The sequence below is a fragment of the Streptomyces sp. NPDC005533 genome, from assembly GCF_042871845.1.
Lineage (GTDB): Bacteria > Actinomycetota > Actinomycetes > Streptomycetales > Streptomycetaceae > Streptomyces.
In genome coordinates this window covers 39985-59665 of sequence record NZ_JBIAJH010000039.1, presented here as the reverse complement: position 1 = coordinate 59665, position 19681 = coordinate 39985, and the positions used below count along the sequence as shown (strand labels likewise).

The following is a 19681-nucleotide window of genomic DNA, read 5'->3' as shown; positions in this document are numbered from 1 at the left end:
GCGACCGCTCCGATCCCCGCCGCCACAGCGGCATGAGACGGCTCTCAAGAGCCCGTCACTGCGGCTTGACAGCATCATTGGGAATCTCCTTCGGGGGTCAGGAAGCAAACAGGCGTACCGGCCAGTCGGCATGGATCTCCGCCGAGATGTCCAGCAGCGGCGAGGAGGCCGCGGGCAGCGCCTCCGGCCCTTCGGTCCGGGCCCGCAGCGCGGCCCCGGCGGCCCGGGCGCAGACCGCGTCGAGCTCGGGGGCGAGCCGGGCCAGGACCCCGCTCGCCTCGAAGGGGTCCAGGCCGAGCAGCCGTACGGTCGCGGTCGCGGGCCCGCCGACGCTCTCGTACGCCGCCACGTGCGCGGCGTCGAGGGGCCCGAGCCCGGCCGCCCGGGCGGTGACGCCGAGCACCACGGGCTGGTGGGCGCCGCGCGGGAAGGCGGCGGCCAGTGCTTCCAGTTCGGGTGCGGGCCAGGTGGCGCGGGCGGCGCGCAGCAGCTGCCGCCCGAGCCGGCGGGCCGCGGTGCGCAGGGCGGGTGAGGGGGTGCGGGCGTCGGCGGCGGCGTCGAGTTCCGCCGGGTCGAGCCCGAGGGCCGCGGCCGCCGCCAGCGCGGCCGCGGTGAGTCCGGCGGTGTGCAGCCGGCCCCGGCAGAACTCCTCCAGGGTGGCCGCGTCGTGGATCCGGCCCGCCTTGCAGGCGGCCTCGGCGCCGCCGGAGTGGGCGTGCCCGCCGGCGGGGAAGCGGCCGTCCGCGAGGACGAGCAGGGCGGCGAGGCTCATGGCAGCAGGCCTCTCATCGGGCGGCGCTCCATCAGAAGAGGAAGTACCGCTGGGCCATGGGCAGTTCCGCCGCGGGTGCCGGTTCGACGACCTCGCCGTCGATGGTGACCGTGAAGGTGTCGGCGTCGACCGTGACCCTCGGCATGGCGTCGTTGTTGCGCATGTCGGCCTTGCCCACCTTCCGGGTGCTCTCGATGGCGGTGAACTGCTTTCCCAGTCCGAGGCGTTCGGGCAGTCCGTGGTCGAGGGCGGCCTGTGCGGTGAAGTTCAGCGAGTTCAGGGCGGGGGCGCGCCCGTGGCTGCCGAACATCGGGCGGGGCAGGACGGGCTGGGGGGTGGGGATGGAGGCGTTGGCGTCGCCCATCTGCGCGTAGGCGATCTGGCCGCCCTTGATGACGAGTTCGGGTTTGACGCCGAAGAAGGCCGGGTTCCACAGGACCAGGTCGGCGAGCTTGCCGGTCTCGACCGAGCCGATCTCGCGGGCGAGTCCCTGGGCCACGGCGGGGTTGATCGTGTACTTCGCGACGTAGCGGCGGGCCCGCTGGTTGTCGGCGGGTCCGTCGCCGGGGAGGAAGCCGCGCCGCTTCTTCATCACGTGGGCGGTCTGCCAGGTGCGCAGCACGACCTCGCCGACCCGGCCCATGGCCTGGGAGTCGGAGGAGATGATGGAGATGGCCCCGAGGTCGTGCAGGACGTCCTCGGCGGCGATGGTCGAGGGCCGGATGCGCGATTCGGCGAAGGCGAGGTCCTCGGGGACGGCCGGGTTGAGGTGGTGGCAGACCATCAGCATGTCGAGGTGTTCCTCGACGGTGTTGACGGTGTGCGGCCGGGTGGGGTTGGTGGAGCTCGGCAGGATGTTGGGCTCGGAGACGACGGTGATGATGTCGGGGGCGTGCCCGCCGCCCGCGCCTTCGGTGTGGTACGAGTGGATGGTCCGTCCCGCGATGGCCGCGAGGGTGTCGTCGACGAATCCGGCCTCGTTGAGGGTGTCGGTGTGGATGGCGACCTGGGCGCCGGTCTCGTCGCAGACGCTGAGGCAGGCGTCGATGACGGCCGGGGTGGACCCCCAGTCCTCGTGGATCTTGAATCCGAGTGCGCCGCCGCGCAGTTGGGAGTGCATGGCCTCGCGGGACATGGTGTTGCCCTTGCCGAGGAGGCCGATGTTGACCGGGTAGGCCTCCAGTGCCGCGAACATCCGGGCCAGGTGCCAGGGGCCGGGCGTGACGGTGGTGGCCTTGGTGCCTTCGGCCGGTCCGGTGCCGCCGCCGACGAGGGTGGTGATCCCGGAGGCCAGCGCCTCCTCGATGACGGTCGGCGAGATGAAGTGCACGTGGGCGTCGATGGCGCCGGCGGTGACGATCTTCCCGTTGCCCGCGATGATCTCGGTCTCGGGGCCGATGACGAGGGCCGGGTCGACCCCGTCCATGGTGTCGGGGTTGCCGGCCTTGCCGATGCCGCAGATCCGGCCGTCGCGGATGCCGAGGTCGGCCTTGACGATGCCCCAGTGGTCGAGGACGACGACGCCGGTGATCACGGTGTCGGGGGCGCCCTCCGCCCGGGTGGTGCGGGCCTGCCCCATGGATTCGCGGATGACCTTGCCGCCCCCGAAGACGGCCTCGTCCCCGGCCCGGCCGGGGCCGCCGCTGCGGTCCTCCTCGATCTCGACGAAGAGGTCGGTGTCGGCGAGCCGGATCCGGTCTCCGGCGGTCGGCCCGAAGAGGTCGGCGTACACCTGGCGGGAGATCTCAGCCATCGAGCGGCCCCCCGGTCTCCCCGCGCAGTCCCGGCACGATGCGCAGGCCGCCCAGCGGTACGAGTTCCACCGCGACCGGGATGCCCGGCTCGAAGCGGACGGCCGTGCCGGCGGCGATGTCGAGGCGGAGTCCGCGGGCGGCGGCGCGGTCGAAGTCGAGGCCGGGATTGGCCTCGGCGAAGTGGTAGTGGGAGCCGACCTGGACCGGGCGGTCGGCGGCGTTGAGCACGGTGAGGCGGGTGACGGGGCGGCCCTCGTTGAGGCGCACCGGACCGTCCCCGTAGGCGATCTCGCCGGGGATCATGCGGGCACTCCTCTTCAGACGATCGGGTCGTGGACGGTGACGAGCTTGGTGCCGTCCGGGAAGGTCGCCTCGACCTGGACGTCGTGGATCATCTCGGGGATCCCCTCCATGACGTCCTCGCGGCGCAGGACGGTGCGGCCGGAGGCCATCAGCTCGGCCACGGTCCGCCCGTCGCGGGCCCCTTCGAGGATGTGCGACGTGATGAGCGCGATGGCCTCGGGGTGGTTGAGGCGCACCCCGCGCACCCTTCGCTTCTCGGCCACGTCCGCAGCCACGTGGATGAGCAGTCTCTCCTGCTCGTGCGGTGTCAGATGCACTCGTCATCACCAAGTTTCCGGGACAAGATCAACAGCACGCCGGGAGCGACCGTAGCCGCCGTCAACACTTTGTTGACCTGCACATATCCGAGCCAAGCATGTCTTGCCCAACGCAGGAGAAGGCTTTCCGTCCCGACCACCGCCGCTTTACCGGATCATGGGTGATCATTGGCGGTCGAACGTGGCCGCCACGCTAGGGCCCGCGCTTTTCCGCTGCGTTAACCCACGTTTCGGGCAGCCACCCGGTTCAACCCGGCCGCCTCGGGAACCCGGCTCCGCACACGGGTGCGCACACGGCTCCGCATGCGGCTTCGCATACGGAATTCCCATCGAGGAGACACATGTTCGTCAACCCCGTCCGGCACATCACCTTCGACGCCCTCGACCCCTACCGGGTCGCCGAGTTCTGGTCCGCGGTGACCGGCTTCCCCATCCACCCCGACGACGTGGAGGGGGACGACGAGATCCTGCTGGAGCCGGGGCGGCCCGGGGTGCCCGGACTGCTCTTCATCCGGGTGCCGGACGCCAAGTCCGTCAAGAACCGGGTCCACTTGGACATCGAGCCGCCCACCGGCACCCGGGACGAGACCGTGGAGAGGCTGATCGGGCTCGGCGCGAAGCTGGTGGACGACCGCCGCGACGAGGACAGCGTCATGGGCTGGGTCGTGCTCGCCGACCCCGAGGGCAACGAACTGTGCATCGAGCGCAGCGCGGTGGAACGCGGCGCCGCCTGAGCCCGGTCAGCAGCCGGTCGCGCTCCGTGCCGGCGTCGGCGCTCCGACGGCCCAGGGGAGCGCGATCCACACCGTCTTGCCCCCCTCCTCGGTCGGCGTGACCGAGAGCCGGCCGCCGGCCTCCGCGGCGAGCCAGCGGATGATGACCATGCCCCGGCCGTTGTCCTGCTGGACGGCGGCCGGGAGCCGCCTGGGCCAGCGCGGGTGGCTGTCGGTCACCCCGACGCGCAGCCACTCCTGACGCTCCAGCCGGATGTCGACGGTGAAGGTGGGTGACTGGCCGAAAGTGTGCTGTACGGCGTTGGTGGCGAGCTCCGAGACGATCAGCCGGACGCTGTCCGCGGTCTCGGCGTCCTCGGGGAGTCCCCATTCGGTCAGCACGTCCGCCACGTAGCGGCGGGCCGCGGCGACCGAGGCGGGATCGCTCGGCAGAGTGACGGATGCTTCCTGGTGGTCTGCCATGGCGACGGTCCCTTTCCCACCCGGGGCGGATCCGCCCCGGATCTGTGCTGGACGCCAGAGTGCCACCCATCGTCCCGCCGCACCTGCCGTTCCCCCAAGATCTGCATATATCTGTCGCTCGATGCGGTGAACTCTGCTACGGAAGAGCGTATTTGGACGGCAGACTGGTGCGAGCTGTGCCGGTGGAAGGGAGGCGGGTGTGCAGCACGGTCCCGCGGTGCGTCGGCGCAAGCTCGGCGAGGAACTGCGTGCCCTGCGTGACCGGTCCGGTCTCACCAGTGGTGAGGCCGCCCGGATCATGGGATGGCACCAGTCGAAAATCAGCCGCATCGAGACAGGCCGCAGCGGTGTGAAGCCGGAGGACATCCGGCTGCTCCTCGACGTCTACGGGGAGGTCGTGAGCCCGGAGCAGCGCGCCCTGCTGGAGGCCCTGTCGGCTTCGGCCGCCGGCCCCGGTCCCTCCGGTGACACCGGGCGGGGCCGCCAGTGGTGGCACGACTACCGGGGGCTGCTGCCGCAGGAGTACCGGGACTTCATCAGCCTGGAGGCGGGCGCCCGGTCGGCCCGCACCGTGGAACTGTCCGTGGTGCCCGGACTGCTGCAGACCGCCGGGTACGCGCGGGCGGTGACCCGGGCCGCGCTGGGCGGGCTGCCGGAGCCGAAGGTGGACGCGCTGGTCGACGTACGGCTGGCCCGGCAGTCGGTGCTGCGGGCGGATCCGCCGCTGGAGCTGAGCGCGGTCCTGGACGAGGCGGTGCTGCGCCGGCAGATCGGCGGGCCCGGGGTGATGGCCGAGCAGTTGCGGCACCTGGCGGAGGTGGCCCGGCTGCCCCAAGTGTGCCTGCAAGTGCTTCCGTTCAGCGTCGGCGGCCATCTCGGCCTCACAGGACCGTTCGTGATTTTTTCATTTCCGGACATCGCTGATCTGGATGTGGTGGTACTCGACCATTTGACGAGTAGCCTCTATCTGGAGCGGAAGGAAGACCTAGAGGCGTACAGCGCCGCGTTCCGCACCATCCAGGAACACGCCCTCCCGCCCCAGGACTCGTCGGATCTCATCAGCAGCCTTGCTGACGACGCGTAAGGAGGCACCCCCGTGTCCGCAACCCCCTTATCCAGCGGCGGACTTCTGATCAGCGCGCGGTGGCGGCGGAGCAGCCGCAGCACCGGAATGAACAACTGCGTGGAAGCGGCAGCCCTCGGCGGCGGCCTGCTGGCCGTCCGCGACTCCAAGCGGGCGGACGGCCCGGCCGTGCTCTTCACCGGGCCGGCCTGGGACGGCTTCCTCGCCTCCGTACGGGCGGACGCCCGCGCCTAGCCCGGGCCTAGCGTTCCGTGGCTCCGGCCGGCGCGGTCCGCAGGATCGTCCCGACCGCCCGGTCGATCTCGTCCCCCGTGAGATCGGCCCGGGCGGTCAGCCGCAGCCGGGAGATGCCGTCCGGCACCGACGGCGGGCGGAAGCACCCCACGGACAGACCTGCCTCGCGGCAGTCGGCGGCCCAGCGCAGTGCCGCCGACGCCGACGGGGCCCGCACCGACACCACGGCCGCGTCCGGCCGGGCAGCGGTCAGGCCGGACGCGGTGAGCCGCCCGTACAGCCGGTCGGCCACCTCGCGGGCGCGGCCCGCCCGCTCCGGTTCCCGCCGCAGCAGGCGCAGGCTCGCCAGCGCCGCGCCCGCGGCGGCCGGGGCCAGCCCGGTGTCGAAGATGAAGGTGCGCGCCGTGTTGATCAGGTGTCGGATCACCTTGGCCGGACCGAGCACGGCTCCGCCCTGGCTCCCCAGGGACTTCGAGAGGGTCAGCGTCGCGACCACGTAGGGCGCGCCCGCGAGCCCGGCGGCGTGCAGCGCGCCGCGGCCGCCCTCGCCGAGCACGCCCAGTCCGTGGGCGTCGTCCACGATCAGGGCCGCGCCCTCGTCGCGGCAGGCGGCGGCGTACCCGGCGAGCGGGGCGGCGTCCCCGTCCACGGAGAACACCGAGTCGCTGACCAGCAGCGCCCGGCCGTCGTGCGCGGCGAGCGTCTTGCGCGCGGTGTCCGGGTCGGAGTGCGGGATCACCGCGGTCTCGGCGCGCGAGAGCCGGCAGCCGTCGACGATCGAGGCGTGGTTGCCGGCGTCGGAGACGACCAGCGTCCCCCAGTCGCCGAGCGCGGTGACGGCGGCGAGGTTGGCCGCGTACCCGGAGGAGAGGACCAGCGCGGCCTCGAAGCCGCAGAAGTCGGCGAGCTCCCGCTCCAGCTCCGCGTGCAGCTCCGTCGTCCCCGTCACCAGACGGGAACCGGTGGCTCCGGCGCCCCAGCGTTCGGCCGCCTCCCGCGCCCCGCGGATCGTCTCGGGGTGCCGGGACAGACCGAGGTAGTCGTTGCTCGCGAGGTCCAGGAGCGGCGACACCGGCGGCCGCGGGCGGAGCGTGCGGACCAGCCCCGCCTGTTCCCGCGCGCTCTCCGCGGCATCGATCCAGGCGAAGACATCCTCGGGCTCGGGGGTGTGCTGGGGCATCGGCATGTCCTCGTGTTTTGTCGGCAGTCCACAGACCTGCCCGACCCTAGCGGCCGTGACTTGTGCGCCAGGTGTGGTGATACACACACACCCATCCGGCCATGTTGTGCGATCTCTCCTTGGCCGGGATGGGTGGTGTGGTCCAGGATCGGGTGCATGGACCTGCTGAACACCCTGGTGGACAAGGGGCTGCGGCGCGAGCTGCCGACCCGCGAAGAAGCGCTCGCCGTACTGGCGACTTCTGACGACGAACTGCTCGACGTGGTGGCCGCGGCCGGCAAGGTGCGCCGCCAGTGGTTCGGGCGTCGGGTCAAGCTGAACTACCTGGTCAACCTGAAGTCGGGCCTGTGCCCGGAGGACTGCTCCTACTGCTCCCAGCGCCTGGGGTCGAAGGCGGAGATCCTCAAGTACACGTGGCTGAAGCCCGAAGAGGCCTCCGAGGCCGCCGCCGCCGGTGTCGCGGGCGGCGCGAAGCGGGTCTGCCTGGTCGCGAGCGGCCGCGGGCCGACGGACCGGGACGTGGACCGGGTCGGCAAGACCATCGAGGCGATCAAGGAGCAGAACGAGGGCATCGAGGTCTGCGCGTGCCTCGGACTGCTCTCGGACGGGCAGGCGGAGCGGCTGCGCGACGCGGGCGCGGACGCCTACAACCACAACCTCAACACGTCCGAGGCGACGTACGGGGCGATCACCAAGACCCACACCTACGCGGACCGGGTCGACACCGTACAGAAGGCGCACGCCGCCGGCCTGTCCGCGTGCTCCGGTCTGATCGCGGGCATGGGCGAGACCGACGAGGACCTGGTGGACGTCGTCTTCTCGCTGCGCGAGCTGGACGCGGACTCGGTCCCGGTCAACTTCCTGATCCCCTTCGAGGGCACCCCGCTGGCCAAGGAGTGGAACCTCACCCCGCAGCGCTGCCTGCGGATCCTGGCGATGGCGCGGTTCGTCTGCCCCGACGTCGAGGTCCGCCTCGCCGGCGGCCGCGAGGTGCACCTGCGTTCGCTGCAGCCGCTGGCCCTGCACGTGGTGAACTCGATCTTCCTGGGCGACTACCTGACCAGTGAGGGCCAGGCCGGTCAGGCCGACCTCGACATGATCGCGGACGCCGGTTTCGAGGTGGAGGGCGCCGGTACGTCGACCCTTCCCGCGCACCGCTCCGACGCGGCGGCCGCGGCCGCCACCGGAGGCTGCGGCTCGAACGGCGGCGCCTCGGTCTGCGGTTCGGGCGCGGCCCCGGCCGACGACGCCCAGGCGGCGGGCTGCGGCTCGGCGTGCGGCGGCTGCTCCGGGCACGGACCGGCGGAGGCGAAGCCCGTACCGGCCCAGGCCGAGGCCGGCGAGGTCCGGCCGGAGCTGGTGGCCGTACGCCGCCGCGGCGCGGGAACGGACATCGCCCCCAATGCCTGATCGGCTCCACCCGCTCGACGCGCCGTCGTCGGGCGCGGAACTGCTGGCACTGGACCGGCAGCACGTCTGGCATCCGTACGGTCCGATGCCCGGGCGGCAGGAGCCGCTGGTCATCGCCTCCGCCTCGGGGGTGCGGCTGCGCCTCGCCGAGCCCTCCCAGGGGGAGGGCCACGAGGAGCTGGTCGACGGCATGTCCTCCTGGTGGTCGGCCATCCACGGCTACAACCACCCGGTGCTCAACGAGGCCGTGACCGCGCAGCTGGGCCGCATGTCGCACGTGATGTTCGGCGGGCTCACCCATGAGCCCGCCGTCCGGCTCGCCACGAAGCTCGTCGAGATCACCCCGCCGGGGCTGGAGCACGTCTTCCTCTCCGACTCGGGCTCGGTGGCCGTCGAGGTCGCGGTCAAGATGTGCCTGCAGTACTGGCGTTCGCTGGGCCGGGCGGGCAAGACCCGGCTGCTGACCTGGCGCGGCGGGTACCACGGGGACACCTGGCAGCCGATGGCCGTCTGCGACCCCGAGGGCGGCATGCACGAGCTGTGGCAGGGTCACCTGCCGCGGCAGGTCTTCGCGGACGCGCCGCCCGGCGGTTTCGACACGCCCGTGGATCCGGCGTACGCCGACCACCTGCGGTCCCTGATCGCCGCGCACGCCGACGAACTGGCCGCCGTCATCGTGGAGCCGGTGGTGCAGGGCGCGGGCGGGATGCGCTTCCACCACCCCGCCCACCTCCGGGTGCTGCGCGAGCTGTGCGACGAGTACGGCGTCCTCCTGATCCTGGACGAGATCGCGACGGGCTTCGGCCGGACCGGCGCGCTCTTCGCCGCCGACCACGCCGGGATCACCCCGGACGTGATGTGCCTGGGCAAGTCGCTGACCGGCGGCTACCTCACCCTCGCGGCGACCCTGTGCACGGAACGGGTCGCCGACGGGATCTCGCAGGGCGAGGTGCCCGTCCTCGCGCACGGTCCGACCTTCATGGGCAACCCGCTCGCCTCGGCGGTGGCGCTCGCCTCGATCGACCTCCTCCTCGGGCAGGACTGGGCGGCCGACGTCAAGCGGATCGAGGCCGGGCTGCGCGAAGGCTTGGCCGACGCGGCCGCGATCCCCGGCGTGCGGGACGTACGCGTCCTGGGCGCCATCGGCGTGGTGCAGCTGGACCACGAGGTCGACGTGGCCGCCGCGACCCGGGCGGCGGTGCGCGAGGGCGTGTGGCTGCGCCCGTTCCGGGACCTGATCTATGTGATGCCGCCGTTCGTCACCGGCGAGGCGGATGTGACCCGTATCTGCCGCGCGGTGTGCGCGGCCGCGCAGGAAGGCTGAGATGTCCGTAGTGATGGTGTCCGGGACGGGCACCGAAATCGGCAAGACGGTGGTCACCTCGGCGATCGCGGCCGCCGCGCTCGCGGCCGGCCGCTCGGTGGCGGTGCTCAAGCCCGCGCAGACGGGCGTCGGTCCGCAGGAGCCCGGGGACGCCGCGGAGGCGGTCCGCCTGGCCGGCTCCGCGGTCACCGCCGTGGAACTGGCCCGCTACCCGGAGCCCTTGGCCCCGCACACGGCGGCCCGCCGCGCGGGGCTGCCGGCCCTCTCCCCGGCGCAGATCGCGGAGGCCGCGCGGCAGCTGTCCGAGGCGCACGACCTGGTCCTGGTGGAGGGCGCGGGCGGGCTGCTGGTGCACTTCGACGACGAGGGCAACACCCTGGCCGACGCGGCCCGGCTGCTCGGCGCACCGACCGTGATCGTCGCGCCGGCGGGCCTCGGTACCCTCAACGCCACCACCCTCACGGCGGAAGCCCTGCGGGCCCGCGACCTGACCCCGCTGGGCGTGGTCGTCGGCAGCTGGCCGCGGAACCCGGACCTGGCGGCCCGCTGCAACCTGGCGGACCTCCCGACGTCCTCGGCCGTGCCCCTGCTGGGCGCGATCCCCGAGGGCTCGGGCGCCCTGTCCCCCGCCGAGTTCCGCGCGTCGGCCCCCACCTGGCTGGCCCCGCCCCTCTCGGGCACCTGGTCGGCGCAGTCCTTCCTCACCACCTGGTCCCCCCCGGCCTACACCCTCACCCCCGCCTGACCCGGCCCCCGCCCCCGCGCCCCCAGCCCCGCCGGCTCATCCAGCCCCGCCGGCGCTTGAGGCGCGGGGCCAGGGGCGGAGCCCCGCTCTCTCACCTCAGCCACACACCCCACCCCCACCCGCCTCAACCAGCCCCGCCGGCACCATCCAGCCCCGCCGGCGTTTGAGGCGCGGGGCCCGGGGCGGAGCCCCGATCTCCCGCCCCGGCCACACAACCCACCGCCGCCAGCTCATCCACCCCACCCGCTCATCCAGCCCCGCCGGCGCTTGAGGCGCGGGGCCCGGGGCAGAGCCCCGCTCTCTCACCTCAGCCACACGACCCACCCCTGCAAACCTCATCCAGCCCAGCCGGCTCGTCCAGCCCCGCCGGCGCTTGAGGCGCGGGGCCCGGGGCCGAGCCCCGGCAGGCGAACCGCGAGGGATGAGGCCCCGCCGACCGGGCACGCTGAAGGTACCCGCACACCCGCCCCCGGGAGGTCCGTCATGCCGCGCCCCCGCAAGAACCGCCCCACCCACACCGCCCCACCCCACGACCCCGTCCACCACCCGGTCTTCGCCCGCTTCTACGCCCGCGCGAGCAAAACCGTCGAGACCCGCGCCGGCATCGCCCCCCTCCGCCGCGAGCTGCTGCACGGCGCCTCCGGCCGCGTCATCGAGATCGGCGCCGGCAATGGCCTGAACTTCCCGCACTACCCCCGCGCCGTCTCCGAGGTCGTCGCCGTCGAACCGGAACGCACCCTCCGCCGCCTCGCGGCCTCCGCCGCGCTCCGCTGCGAGGTCCCCGTGGACGTCGTACCGGCCGCCGCCGAGGCCCTCCCTGTCAAGAGCGAGGCCTTCGACGTCGCCGTCGCCTCGCTGGTGCTGTGCACCGTACGGGACCTGCACCGTTCCCTCGCCGAGCTGCACCGCGTGCTCCGCCCCGGAGCCGAGCTGCGCTTCTTCGAGCACGGCCGCGCACCCGGCCCCGGCATGGCCGCCGTCCAGCGCACCCTGGACCGGACCCTCTGGCCCCGCCTCTTCGGCGGCTGCCACACCGCGCGCGACCCGCTCGCCGCCATCGAGGCGGCCGGTTTCCGGATCGTCTCGCAGCGGCCCCTGCGGCTGCCCGAGCGCGGTCCGGCCCTGCCGACCTCCTACTGCGTCATCGGGTCGGCCCGTCGAGAGGCTTGACCCAGCGCCTCCATTGGTCCTGGGGCTCGTAGCCCGCGGCCTCCCAGGTCAGGTGGGCCCGCTCGTTGCGGACGAGCACCATGGCGTCCGCCCGCCGTCCGCCGAGCGCGACGAAGCGCTCCTCGGCGGCGGCCAGCAGCGCGGTCCCGATGCCCTGGCGCCGGTGGCCGGGGTGCACCGCGAGCCGGTAGAGGTGGCAGCGCCAGCCGTCGAACCCCGCGATCACCGTGCCGACGAGCTCTCCGTCACGCCGCGCGAGCAGCAGCGCCTGCGGATCGCGTTCGTGGAGGCGCTCGACCCCGGCGAGGTCGTCGCTGATACTCGTTCCTTCGGCGGCGGCCTTCCAGAAGTCCAGCACGGCGCCCAGGTCGGCGGCCGCCGCCGGTCCGATCTGAAGATCACTCATCTCCGGATCCCATCATCCGGCCACGCTCCACCAAAAGAATGATCCGTTCTCTTTGCCCGTCCTTTACCATGTGTGCAAAGGTCCCTCTTGAGTGAAAGGTGTGAGCGTCCGCCCATGGGCGAGCCTCCCGGTCCCCGACACAACCGTCCGCGACATCGCGCGGTCCCCCTCCTCCTGGCCGATCATGGGACGGAGGTGATCGACCGATGACCGAGGTGCTCCTGCTCGTCCTGGCACTGCTGCTCTGCATCGCCTGCGGAGTCTTCGTCGCGGCCGAGTTCTCGCTGACGACCGTGGAGCGGAGCGAGCTCGAGCGGGCCGTCGAGCGCGGTGAGCGCGGGGCCGACAGTGCCCTGGCCGCCGTCCGCACGCTGACGTTCCAGCTCTCCGGCGCCCAGCTCGGCATCACCGTGACCGGCCTGGTCATCGGCATGATCTCCAAGCCGTCGATCTCCACCCTGCTCCGGGGCCCGTTCGAGGCGATGGGCCTGTCGGCCGCCGCCGCCTCCTCCACCGCCCTGGTCCTCGGCACCATCGTGTCGACCGTGGTGCTGATGGTCGTCGGCGAGCTGGTGCCCAAGAACTGGGCCATCTCCTCCCCGCTGGCGATCGCCAAGCGGGTGGCGACGGCGCAGCGCGTCTTCAGCCGGGCCTTCCGGCCCCTGATCAGTCACCTCAACACCACCGCGAACCACATGGTGCGGCGCCTGGGCATGGAGCCGGCCGAGGAGCTGGCCTCCGCGCGCACCCCGCAGGAGCTGGTCGCCCTGGCGCGGCACTCCGCGAAGGAGGGCGCCCTGGAGAAGGACACCGCCGAGCTGTTCGTGCGGACCCTGAACCTGGCCGACCTGACCGCGGAGAACGTCATGACCCCGCGCGTCCAGGTCACCGCCCTCGACGTGCAGGCCACCGCCGAGGACGTGGCGAACGCGACGCTCGCCACCGGCCTGTCCCGCTTCCCGGTCTACCGGGGGAGCCTGGACACCGTCGTCGGCACCGTCCACATCAAGGACGTGCTGGCGCTGCCCGCCGAGGAGCGTCGCCTCACCCCGGTGTCGCAGCTGCTGCGCGAGCCCCTCCTCGTACCGGAGTCCCTGACCGTGGACCGGCTGCTGGACCGGCTGTCCGGCAAGCAGACGATGGCCGTGGTCATCGACGAGTACGGCGGGACGGCCGGCGTGGTCACGCTGGAGGACATCGTCGAGGAGGTCGTCGGCGAGGTCCGCGACGAGCACGACCCGCACGAGACCCCGGACCTGGCCCCGGCCGGTACGGACGAATCCGGCCGCCTCCTCTACTCCGCCGACGGCGCCGCGCGCACCGACCAGCTCCGGCGGATCGGCCTGCGGGTGCCGGACGGTCCGTACGAGACCCTCGCCGGTCTGATAGCGACCGAGCTGGGCCGGATCCCGGCCGTCGGCGACCAGCTGGAACTGGACGGCTGGCGTCTGGACGTGGTGGACGCCAACGGACGCCGTGCGGCGCGGGTGCTCCTGCACGCGCCGGCCGGGCGCGCCGGGGGGACGGAGGAGGCCCGATGACCGTCATCCAGCTGCTGATCGGCCTGGCGACCCTGGTCGTCAACGCCTTCTTCGTCGGTGCGGAGTTCGCGCTGATCTCGGTCCGGCGCAGCCAGATCGAATCGCACGCCGAGCAGGACGACCGGCGGGCCCGCGCCGTCCTGTGGGGCCTGGAGCACGTGTCGGCGCTGATGGCGGCGGCGCAGCTGGGCATCACGCTGTGCACCCTGGTGCTGGGTGTGGTGGCCGAGCCGGCCATCGCGCACCTGCTGACCCCGCTGTTCGACCTCGTCGGGGTACCCGAGGGGCTGACGCACGCGATCTCCTTCGCGGTGGCGCTGTCGCTGGCGACGTACCTGCACATGCTCTTCGGCGAAATGGTGCCCAAGAACGTGGCGCTGTCCGAGCCGGTGCGCACCGCGCTGCTGCTGGGGCCGCCGCTGGTGGCCCTCACCCGGGCGCTGCGGCCGGTGATCTTCGCGATCAACGCCTTCGCCAACGTCCTGCTGCGACTGCTGCGGGTGGAGGTGAAGGACGAGATCGCGGCGAGCTTCTCGGACGACGACCTGGCCCGGATGGTCAAGGACTCCAGTGACGCGGGTCTGCTCGACGACCGGGCGAGCGAGCGTCTGCACGACGCCCTGGAGCTGGGGCGCCGACCGGTGACCGATGTGGTGCTGCCCGCGGACCGGGTGGTGACGGCCCGGCTGGGCATCACTCCCGCGGGCCTGGAGCGGCTGTCGGCCGAGTCCGGGTACTCGCGGTTCCCCGTGGTCGACGAGCAGGACCGGATCCTGGGCTACCTGCACGTGAAGGACGCCCTGGACGCGGACGGGGACGCTCGGAACGAGCCGTTCCCGGTGTCGGAGCTGCGGCCGATCGCTCAGGTGCGGGCGGACACCCCGCTGGACGACGTACTGACCGCCATGCGGCGCAGCCGTACGCACCTGGCGGCGGTGCTCGGGGAGGACGGCGCCATGGCGGGCCTGGTGACGATGGAGGACGTGCTCAGGGAGCTGTTCGGGCGGGCCGCGTCCGCCTGATGCCGGCGTGAGGTGTGGTCCCCGGCCCCGCGCGGCCGGGGTACCACGCGGTAACATCACTCCGCCATGGAGATGAATGCCTCTTACACCAGTTTCGTCGCGGTCGGCGACTCCTTCACCGAGGGCATGTCGGACCTGCTGCCGGACGGCTCCTACCGGGGCTGGGCCGATCTGCTGGCCGCCCGCCTCGCCGCGCGCGAGCCGGGCTTCCGCTACGCCAACCTCGCGGTCCGCGGGAAGCTGATCGGCCAGATCGCCGAGGACCAGGCCCCGGTGGCGGCGGCGATGGGCGCCGACGTGGTGACCCTGGTGGGCGGGCTGAACGACGCGCTGCGCCCCAAGGTGGACATGGGCCGGGTCCGCGGCCACCTGGAGGCGGCGGTGGAGACCCTCGCGCCCTCCTGCAAACACCTCGTCCTCATGCGCTCCCCGGGACGCAACGGTCCGGTGATGGAACGCTTCCGGCCGCGCATGGAGGAGCTCTTCGTCATCATCGAGGAGCTCGCCGCCCGGCACGGAGCCCTGGTGGTCGACCTGTACGGGGCCTCCGCACTCGGCGATCAGCGGATGTGGGACGTGGACCGGCTGCACCTGACGGCGGAGGGGCACCGCCGGGTCGCCGAGGCCGTCTGGCAGACCCTGGGGCTGCCCGCCGAGGAGGACTGGCGCACGGAACTGCCCGCCGCCGCTCCCCCCGGCTGGACGGTGCGCCGGGCCCAGGACGTGAGCTTCGCCCGGCAGCACCTGATCCCCTGGATCGGCCGCCGTCTGACGGGCCGCTCCTCCGGGGACGGCCGCCCGGCCAAGCGCCCGGAGCTGCTGCCGTACGGGGACGCACCGCTCTCGTAGCAAGCCACAATCACGAGCGGGGGCCCTACCTGCGTAAACGCACAGCGGTAGCCCAAGTAGAATCCCTCCACGTGACTGCCAAGCCCCGCATCCCCAATGTCCTGGCCGGCCGCTACGCCTCCGCGGAGCTCGCCGTCCTGTGGTCCCCCGAGTACAAGGTGACGCTGGAGCGGCGGCTGTGGCTCGCCGTGCTGCGCGCCCAGAAGGACCTCGGTATCGAGGTCCCGGACGCGGCCCTCGCCGACTACGAGCGCGTCCTGGAGACCGTCGACCTCGCCTCCATCGCCGAGCGCGAGAAGGTCACCCGGCACGACGTGAAGGCCCGCATCGAGGAGTTCAACGCCCTCGCCGGTCACGAGCACGTCCACAAGGGCATGACCTCGCGCGACCTCACCGAGAACGTCGAGCAGCTGCAGATCCGGCTCTCGCTGGAGCTGGCCCGCGACCGCACGGTGGCGGTCCTCGCCCGCCTCGGCAAGCTGGCCGCTGAGCACGCCGAGCTGGTCATGGCCGGCCGCTCCCACAACGTGGCCGCGCAGGCCACCACGCTGGGCAAGCGCTTCGCCACCGCGGCCGACGAGCTCCTCGTGGCCTACGACCGCCTGGAGAACCTCCTCGGCCGCTACCCGCTGCGCGGGATCAAGGGCCCGGTCGGCACCGCCCAGGACATGCTCGACCTGCTCGGCGGCGACGCCGCCAAGCTCGCCGACCTGGAGCAGCGGATCGCCGCCCACCTCGGCTTCGCCCAGGCCTTTACCTCGGTCGGCCAGGTCTACCCGCGCTCGCTCGACTACGACGTCGTCACCGCGCTGGTGCAGCTGGCCGCGGCCCCCTCGTCGATCGCCAAGACGATCCGCCTGATGGCCGGCCACGAGCTGGTCACCGAGGGCTTCAAGCCCGGTCAGGTCGGCTCCTCCGCGATGCCGCACAAGATGAACACCCGCTCCTGCGAGCGCGTGAACGGCCTGATGGTCATCCTGCGCGGCTACGCCTCGATGACCGGCGAGCTGGCCGGCGACCAGTGGAACGAGGGCGACGTCTCCTGCTCCGTGGTCCGCCGGGTCGCCCTGCCGGACGCGTTCTTCGCCTTCGACGGCCTGCTGGAGACCTTCCTGACGATCCTCGACGAGTTCGGCGCCTTCCCGGCCGTCGTCGCCCGCGAACTGGACCGCTACCTGCCCTTCCTCGCGACCACCAAGGTCCTGATGGGCGCGGTGCGGGCGGGCGTCGGCCGCGAGGCCGCCCACGAGGTCATCAAGGAGCACGCGGTGGCCTCCGCGCTCGCCATGCGCGAGCAGGGCGCCGAGCGCAACGAGCTGCTGGACAAGCTGGCCGCCGACGAGCGGATGCCGCTGGACCGGGCCCAGCTCGACGCGCTCATGGCCGACAAGCTGTCCTTCACGGGCGCCGCGGGCGACCAGGTCGCGACCGTGGTCTCCCGGATCGAGGCGATCGCCAAGCAGCACCCGGAGGCCGCCGGGTACACGCCGGGGTCGATCCTCTGACCCCCGAAGAGCTGAGCGCCGCCCGTGACCGCGTCCTCCCGGACGTGGTCGCGGGCGGTCTGCGTGTGTTGTTCTGCGGGATCAACCCCGGCCTCCTCTCCGCCGCGACGGGCCACCACTTCGCCCGCCCCGGCAACCGTTTCTGGCCCGTCCTGCACCTCTCGGGCTTCACCCCCCGCCGACTGGCTCCGGCGGAGCAGGAGGAACTCCTCACCTACCGCCTCGGCATCACCAACGTCGTGGCCCGGGCCACCGCCCGCGCGGACGAACTGAGCGCCGAGGAGTACCGCGAGGGCGGCCGCCTCCTGACGGCCAAGGTGGAACTCCTGCGCCCCCAGTGGCTGGCCGTGGTCGGAGTGACGGCCTACCGCACCGCCTTCGGCGAGCGGAAGGCGCAGATCGGCCCCCAGGAGCGGACCATCGGCTCCACCCGCATCTGGGCCCTCCCCAACCCGAGCGGCCTCAACGCCCACTGGACCGCCGAGTCCATGGCCCAGGAGTACGCCCGCCTGCGCGCCGCCGCCGAGACTCCCGAGCTCCCCGAGGGCTAGGCCGTCTCTTCCGGATCTTGCCTCGCCCGCGCCGCCCGGCAAGATCCGAAAGAGACGACCTAGGGCGGGTCGATCACGGTGACCCCTGCCATCAGCAGGTAGGGGTCCCCCTCGGTCCCCTGCGCCACGTAGGCCACCAGCCACTGCTCGCCGGCCCGCCACAGGTGCACGTGGTCGGTGCTGTTGCTCAGCTCGTCCCACGGCTCCGGTATCTCCTCCCCGTCGAGCCCCCTTTCCAGCAGCGATCCGAGGCTGAAGACCTGGGGGTCTCCCCACCGGTCGGAGAGCGACTGGGTGAGCGCCCCGTACTCGGCGTTGATCTGGTCGGTCGCCTCGGTGCGGCCCGCGCCGCCGTCCTCCCGGAAGTCCGCGGTCCGGCCGACCTCGACGAGGTGGTAACCCGGGCCGCTGCTCTGCCCGCCGGACCAGACCGGCTCGGTGGGGAACTCCCGCACCCGGAGCCGGTCGATCATGTCGAGATGCTCTGCCGTGGTCATACCGTCAGTATCCCGACCACCACTGACAACTGGCCTGGCGTCACGCGTCGCGGCGCCGCACCGAGACCCACCCGCCGATGACCGCGACGGCCGCCCACAGCGCCATCACACCGAGCCCCGTCCAGGGTCCGACGAGGTCACCCGCCTCCATGCGCATCATCATCTGCCCGGCGCGGTCCGGCAGGAGTTGGGCGACGCCCTCGGCACTCGCACCGATGACGAAGGACACCAGCAGCACGAAGGGTATGAGCAGGCTCAGGACGACCGCCGCGCTGCGCAGGACAGCCGTCAGTCCCGCGGCGAACAGCGTCATGAGCGTCAGGTACATCCCGCAGCCGAACACGGACCGGACGGTGCCCGGGTCACCCAACTCCATGGCGTACGGCCCCATGAACGACTGGCCGGCCACGAAGGTGACGAGGGCGGTGACCTGCCCCATCACGAAGGCGAGTGCCCCCACCACGGCCATCTTCGACAGGTAGAAGCGGGTGCGGTTCGGCACCGCCGCCAGCGAGGTGCGCAGGGCTCCGTTGTGGAACTCGGCGGACAGCGCGTTCGCTCCGAAAGCCATCGCCGCTATCTGGCCGAAGTTGAGCCCGTAGTAGGCCGCGAGGAGCCTGTCGTCGCCCATGCTGCCCTCGTCGGACTGGCCTATCGCCGCGGCGGTGAGCGCCTGTATTCCGGCGGTGGCGACGAAGACGGCAATGTAGGCGCCTATGGTGCCGCGGAGCGATCGCAGCTTGATCCATTCCGAGTGCAGGACGGGCAGGGTGGGCAGAGCGGCGCTCATGGCGAACCTCCTGAGTGGGGAAGAGGGGAAGATCAGCGGGTTGCGGTGAACTGGGCGTGGTCGACGGTGAGATCCAGGTAGGCCTGCTCCAGCGAGGCGCGATCGTCGGCGAGTTCCAGCACGGGCACGCCTTCTCGGGCGGCCAGGCCGCCGACTTGTTCGGCCTGTATGCCCTCGACGGTCCATCGCCCGTCGTCCGCGGTCACCAGCTCGAACCCGTCCCGGGCCAGCGCGGCCCGCAGCCGAACCGGGTCGGAGGTGCGCAGGCGCACCCTCGGGGTGCTGCGGGCCTCAATGAACTCCTCCATCGAGGTGTCGGCCAGCAGCCTGCCGTTGCCGAGCACGACCAGGTGGTCGGCGAGCGCCGAGGTCTCCGACATCAGATGGCTGGAGACGAAGACGGTACGTCCCTCGGCGGCGAGGGCGCGCATCAGCTCGCGGATCCAGATGATGCCTTCGGGATCGAGGCCGTTGGTGGGCTCGTCCAACAGCAGCACCCCGGGGTCGCCCAGCAGCGCCGCGGCTATCCCCAGGCGCTGGCGCATGCCGAGTGAGAAGGACTTGATCCTCCGCCCGGCCACGGAGGCCAACCCGGCCTGCTCCAGGACCTCGTCCACCCTGCGCATCGGGATCCGGTCGGCCGCCGCGAGAAAGCGCAGGTGGTCCCGGGCGGTACGCCCGCCGTGAGCCGCCTGTGCGTCCAGCAGCGCGCCGACCCGGTGCAGCGGGTCGGGGAAGTCGGTGAAGCGCTGCCCGCCGATCGTGGCCGTACCGGACGTGGCCCGGTCCAGGCCCAGCAGCAGGCGCATCGTGGTGGACTTGCCGGCGCCGTTGGGGCCGAGGAAGCCGGTGACCCGTCCGGGCAGGACATCGAAGGTGAGGCCGTCCACCGCACGGCGGGTGCCGTACGCCTTGGTGAGTTCGCGGATCTCGATGCTGTTCATGGCTCAAGACTCGCCGCCGGCCCCACACCCTTCCCTCCCCCATGCGAGGGTCCCGTCTCCCCCACGTGGGGGAGACGGACGCCGGCC

At 72.5% G+C, this 19681-nt stretch carries 22 protein-coding genes; 12 read left to right on the top strand and 10 right to left on the bottom strand.

Annotated features, from left to right (window positions below):
- Positions 1-97: 97 nt before the first annotated feature.
- From ACFYP3_RS29735 to ACFYP3_RS29720, 4 genes are read right to left on the bottom strand one after another with little or no spacing between them, the layout of a single operon-like run.
- The gene (locus ACFYP3_RS29735; RefSeq protein WP_388839031.1) at positions 98-772 is read right to left on the bottom strand and encodes an urease accessory protein UreF; all 675 of its coding nucleotides are present in this window, start codon (positions 770-772) and stop codon (positions 98-100) included.
- Positions 773-803: 31 nt separating this feature from the next.
- Positions 804-2525: an urease subunit alpha gene (locus ACFYP3_RS29730; RefSeq protein WP_388839028.1), complete on the bottom strand. Its 1722-nt coding sequence runs from the start codon at positions 2523-2525 to the stop codon at positions 804-806.
- The gene (locus ACFYP3_RS29725; RefSeq protein ID WP_388839025.1) at positions 2518-2829 is read right to left on the bottom strand and encodes an urease subunit beta; all 312 of its coding nucleotides are present in this window, start codon (positions 2827-2829) and stop codon (positions 2518-2520) included. The genes ACFYP3_RS29730 and ACFYP3_RS29725 overlap by 8 nt, the downstream gene beginning before the upstream one ends.
- 14 nt (positions 2830-2843) lie before the next feature.
- A complete protein-coding gene (locus ACFYP3_RS29720) occupies positions 2844-3146 on the bottom strand; it encodes an urease subunit gamma (protein WP_030711521.1) in 303 nt (100 codons plus the stop codon).
- A 341-nt stretch (positions 3147-3487) separates the two neighbouring features.
- On the opposite strand from ACFYP3_RS29720, the gene ACFYP3_RS29715 reads away from it, so the two are divergent.
- The gene (locus ACFYP3_RS29715) at positions 3488-3880 is read left to right on the top strand and encodes a VOC family protein (protein WP_388839022.1); all 393 of its coding nucleotides are present in this window, start codon (positions 3488-3490) and stop codon (positions 3878-3880) included.
- A gap of 6 nt (positions 3881-3886) precedes the next feature.
- Here the strand turns inward: ACFYP3_RS29715 and ACFYP3_RS29710 are convergent, their stop codons facing one another.
- Positions 3887-4342 carry an ATP-binding protein gene (locus ACFYP3_RS29710; RefSeq protein WP_388839019.1) on the bottom strand — a complete coding sequence of 152 codons (456 nt, stop codon included), beginning with the start codon at positions 4340-4342 and terminating at the stop codon, positions 3887-3889.
- A gap of 199 nt (positions 4343-4541) precedes the next feature.
- Between ACFYP3_RS29710 and ACFYP3_RS29705 the strand changes: the two genes are divergently transcribed.
- Together ACFYP3_RS29705 and ACFYP3_RS29700 are read left to right on the top strand one after the other, a co-directional pair.
- On the top strand, positions 4542-5426 hold the full coding sequence (locus tag ACFYP3_RS29705; protein WP_388839016.1) for a helix-turn-helix domain-containing protein: 885 nt from the start codon (positions 4542-4544) through the stop codon (positions 5424-5426).
- Positions 5427-5438: 12 nt separating this feature from the next.
- Positions 5439-5660: a DUF397 domain-containing protein gene (locus ACFYP3_RS29700; protein WP_376614895.1), complete on the top strand. Its 222-nt coding sequence runs from the start codon at positions 5439-5441 to the stop codon at positions 5658-5660.
- A gap of 7 nt (positions 5661-5667) precedes the next feature.
- Here ACFYP3_RS29700 and ACFYP3_RS29695 read toward each other — a convergent pair whose 3' ends face one another.
- Positions 5668-6840: an 8-amino-7-oxononanoate synthase gene (locus ACFYP3_RS29695; RefSeq protein WP_388839011.1), complete on the bottom strand. Its 1173-nt coding sequence runs from the start codon at positions 6838-6840 to the stop codon at positions 5668-5670.
- A 156-nt stretch (positions 6841-6996) separates the two neighbouring features.
- Here ACFYP3_RS29695 and bioB point away from each other — a divergent pair, with 156 nt between their 5' ends.
- From bioB to ACFYP3_RS29675, 4 genes are all read left to right on the top strand, one after another.
- Positions 6997-8250 carry a biotin synthase BioB gene (bioB, locus tag ACFYP3_RS29690; RefSeq protein ID WP_388839008.1) on the top strand — a complete coding sequence of 418 codons (1254 nt, stop codon included), beginning with the start codon at positions 6997-6999 and terminating at the stop codon, positions 8248-8250.
- A complete protein-coding gene (locus tag ACFYP3_RS29685) occupies positions 8243-9574 on the top strand; it encodes an adenosylmethionine--8-amino-7-oxononanoate transaminase (protein ID WP_388839005.1) in 1332 nt (443 codons plus the stop codon). The genes bioB and ACFYP3_RS29685 overlap by 8 nt, the downstream gene beginning before the upstream one ends.
- 1 nt (position 9575) lies before the next feature.
- A complete protein-coding gene (gene bioD / locus ACFYP3_RS29680) occupies positions 9576-10319 on the top strand; it encodes a dethiobiotin synthase (protein WP_388839002.1) in 744 nt (247 codons plus the stop codon).
- A 483-nt stretch (positions 10320-10802) separates the two neighbouring features.
- Positions 10803-11489, top strand: a complete 687-nt coding sequence (locus tag ACFYP3_RS29675; protein ID WP_388838999.1) for a class I SAM-dependent methyltransferase — start codon at positions 10803-10805, stop codon at positions 11487-11489.
- Here the strand turns inward: ACFYP3_RS29675 and ACFYP3_RS29670 are convergent.
- A complete protein-coding gene (locus tag ACFYP3_RS29670; protein ID WP_388838996.1) occupies positions 11461-11895 on the bottom strand; it encodes a GNAT family N-acetyltransferase in 435 nt (144 codons plus the stop codon). The two genes, ACFYP3_RS29675 and ACFYP3_RS29670, sit on opposite strands and share 29 nt — an antisense overlap.
- A gap of 206 nt (positions 11896-12101) precedes the next feature.
- Here ACFYP3_RS29670 and ACFYP3_RS29665 point away from each other — a divergent pair, with 206 nt between their 5' ends.
- The 5 genes from ACFYP3_RS29665 (at position 12102) to mug (ending at position 17363) form a co-directional block, all read left to right on the top strand.
- A complete protein-coding gene (locus ACFYP3_RS29665; RefSeq protein WP_388838993.1) occupies positions 12102-13436 on the top strand; it encodes a hemolysin family protein in 1335 nt (444 codons plus the stop codon).
- A complete protein-coding gene (locus ACFYP3_RS29660; RefSeq protein WP_388838990.1) occupies positions 13433-14458 on the top strand; it encodes a hemolysin family protein in 1026 nt (341 codons plus the stop codon). Before ACFYP3_RS29665 ends, ACFYP3_RS29660 begins: the two co-directional genes overlap by 4 nt.
- Positions 14459-14524: 66 nt before the next feature.
- Positions 14525-15307, top strand: coding sequence for an SGNH/GDSL hydrolase family protein (locus tag ACFYP3_RS29655; protein WP_388838987.1), 783 nt, complete (start codon positions 14525-14527; stop codon positions 15305-15307).
- Positions 15308-15378: 71 nt separating this feature from the next.
- Complete coding sequence (purB, locus tag ACFYP3_RS29650; protein ID WP_388838984.1) at positions 15379-16812, top strand: adenylosuccinate lyase; 1434 nt, start codon at positions 15379-15381, stop codon at positions 16810-16812.
- Positions 16809-17363 carry a G/U mismatch-specific DNA glycosylase gene (mug, locus tag ACFYP3_RS29645; protein WP_388839037.1) on the top strand — a complete coding sequence of 185 codons (555 nt, stop codon included), beginning with the start codon at positions 16809-16811 and terminating at the stop codon, positions 17361-17363. Before purB ends, mug begins: the two co-directional genes overlap by 4 nt.
- Before the next feature lie 59 nt (positions 17364-17422).
- Here mug and ACFYP3_RS29640 read toward each other — a convergent pair whose 3' ends face one another.
- From ACFYP3_RS29640 to ACFYP3_RS29630, 3 genes are read right to left on the bottom strand one after another with little or no spacing between them, the layout of a single operon-like run.
- The gene (locus tag ACFYP3_RS29640) at positions 17423-17860 is read right to left on the bottom strand and encodes a hypothetical protein (RefSeq protein WP_388838981.1); all 438 of its coding nucleotides are present in this window, start codon (positions 17858-17860) and stop codon (positions 17423-17425) included.
- A gap of 40 nt (positions 17861-17900) precedes the next feature.
- A complete protein-coding gene (locus tag ACFYP3_RS29635) occupies positions 17901-18650 on the bottom strand; it encodes an ABC transporter permease subunit (protein WP_388838978.1) in 750 nt (249 codons plus the stop codon).
- 32 nt (positions 18651-18682) lie between these two features.
- Positions 18683-19594, bottom strand: a complete 912-nt coding sequence (locus tag ACFYP3_RS29630; protein WP_388838975.1) for an ABC transporter ATP-binding protein — start codon at positions 19592-19594, stop codon at positions 18683-18685.
- Between the last annotated feature and the right edge of the window lie 87 nt (positions 19595-19681).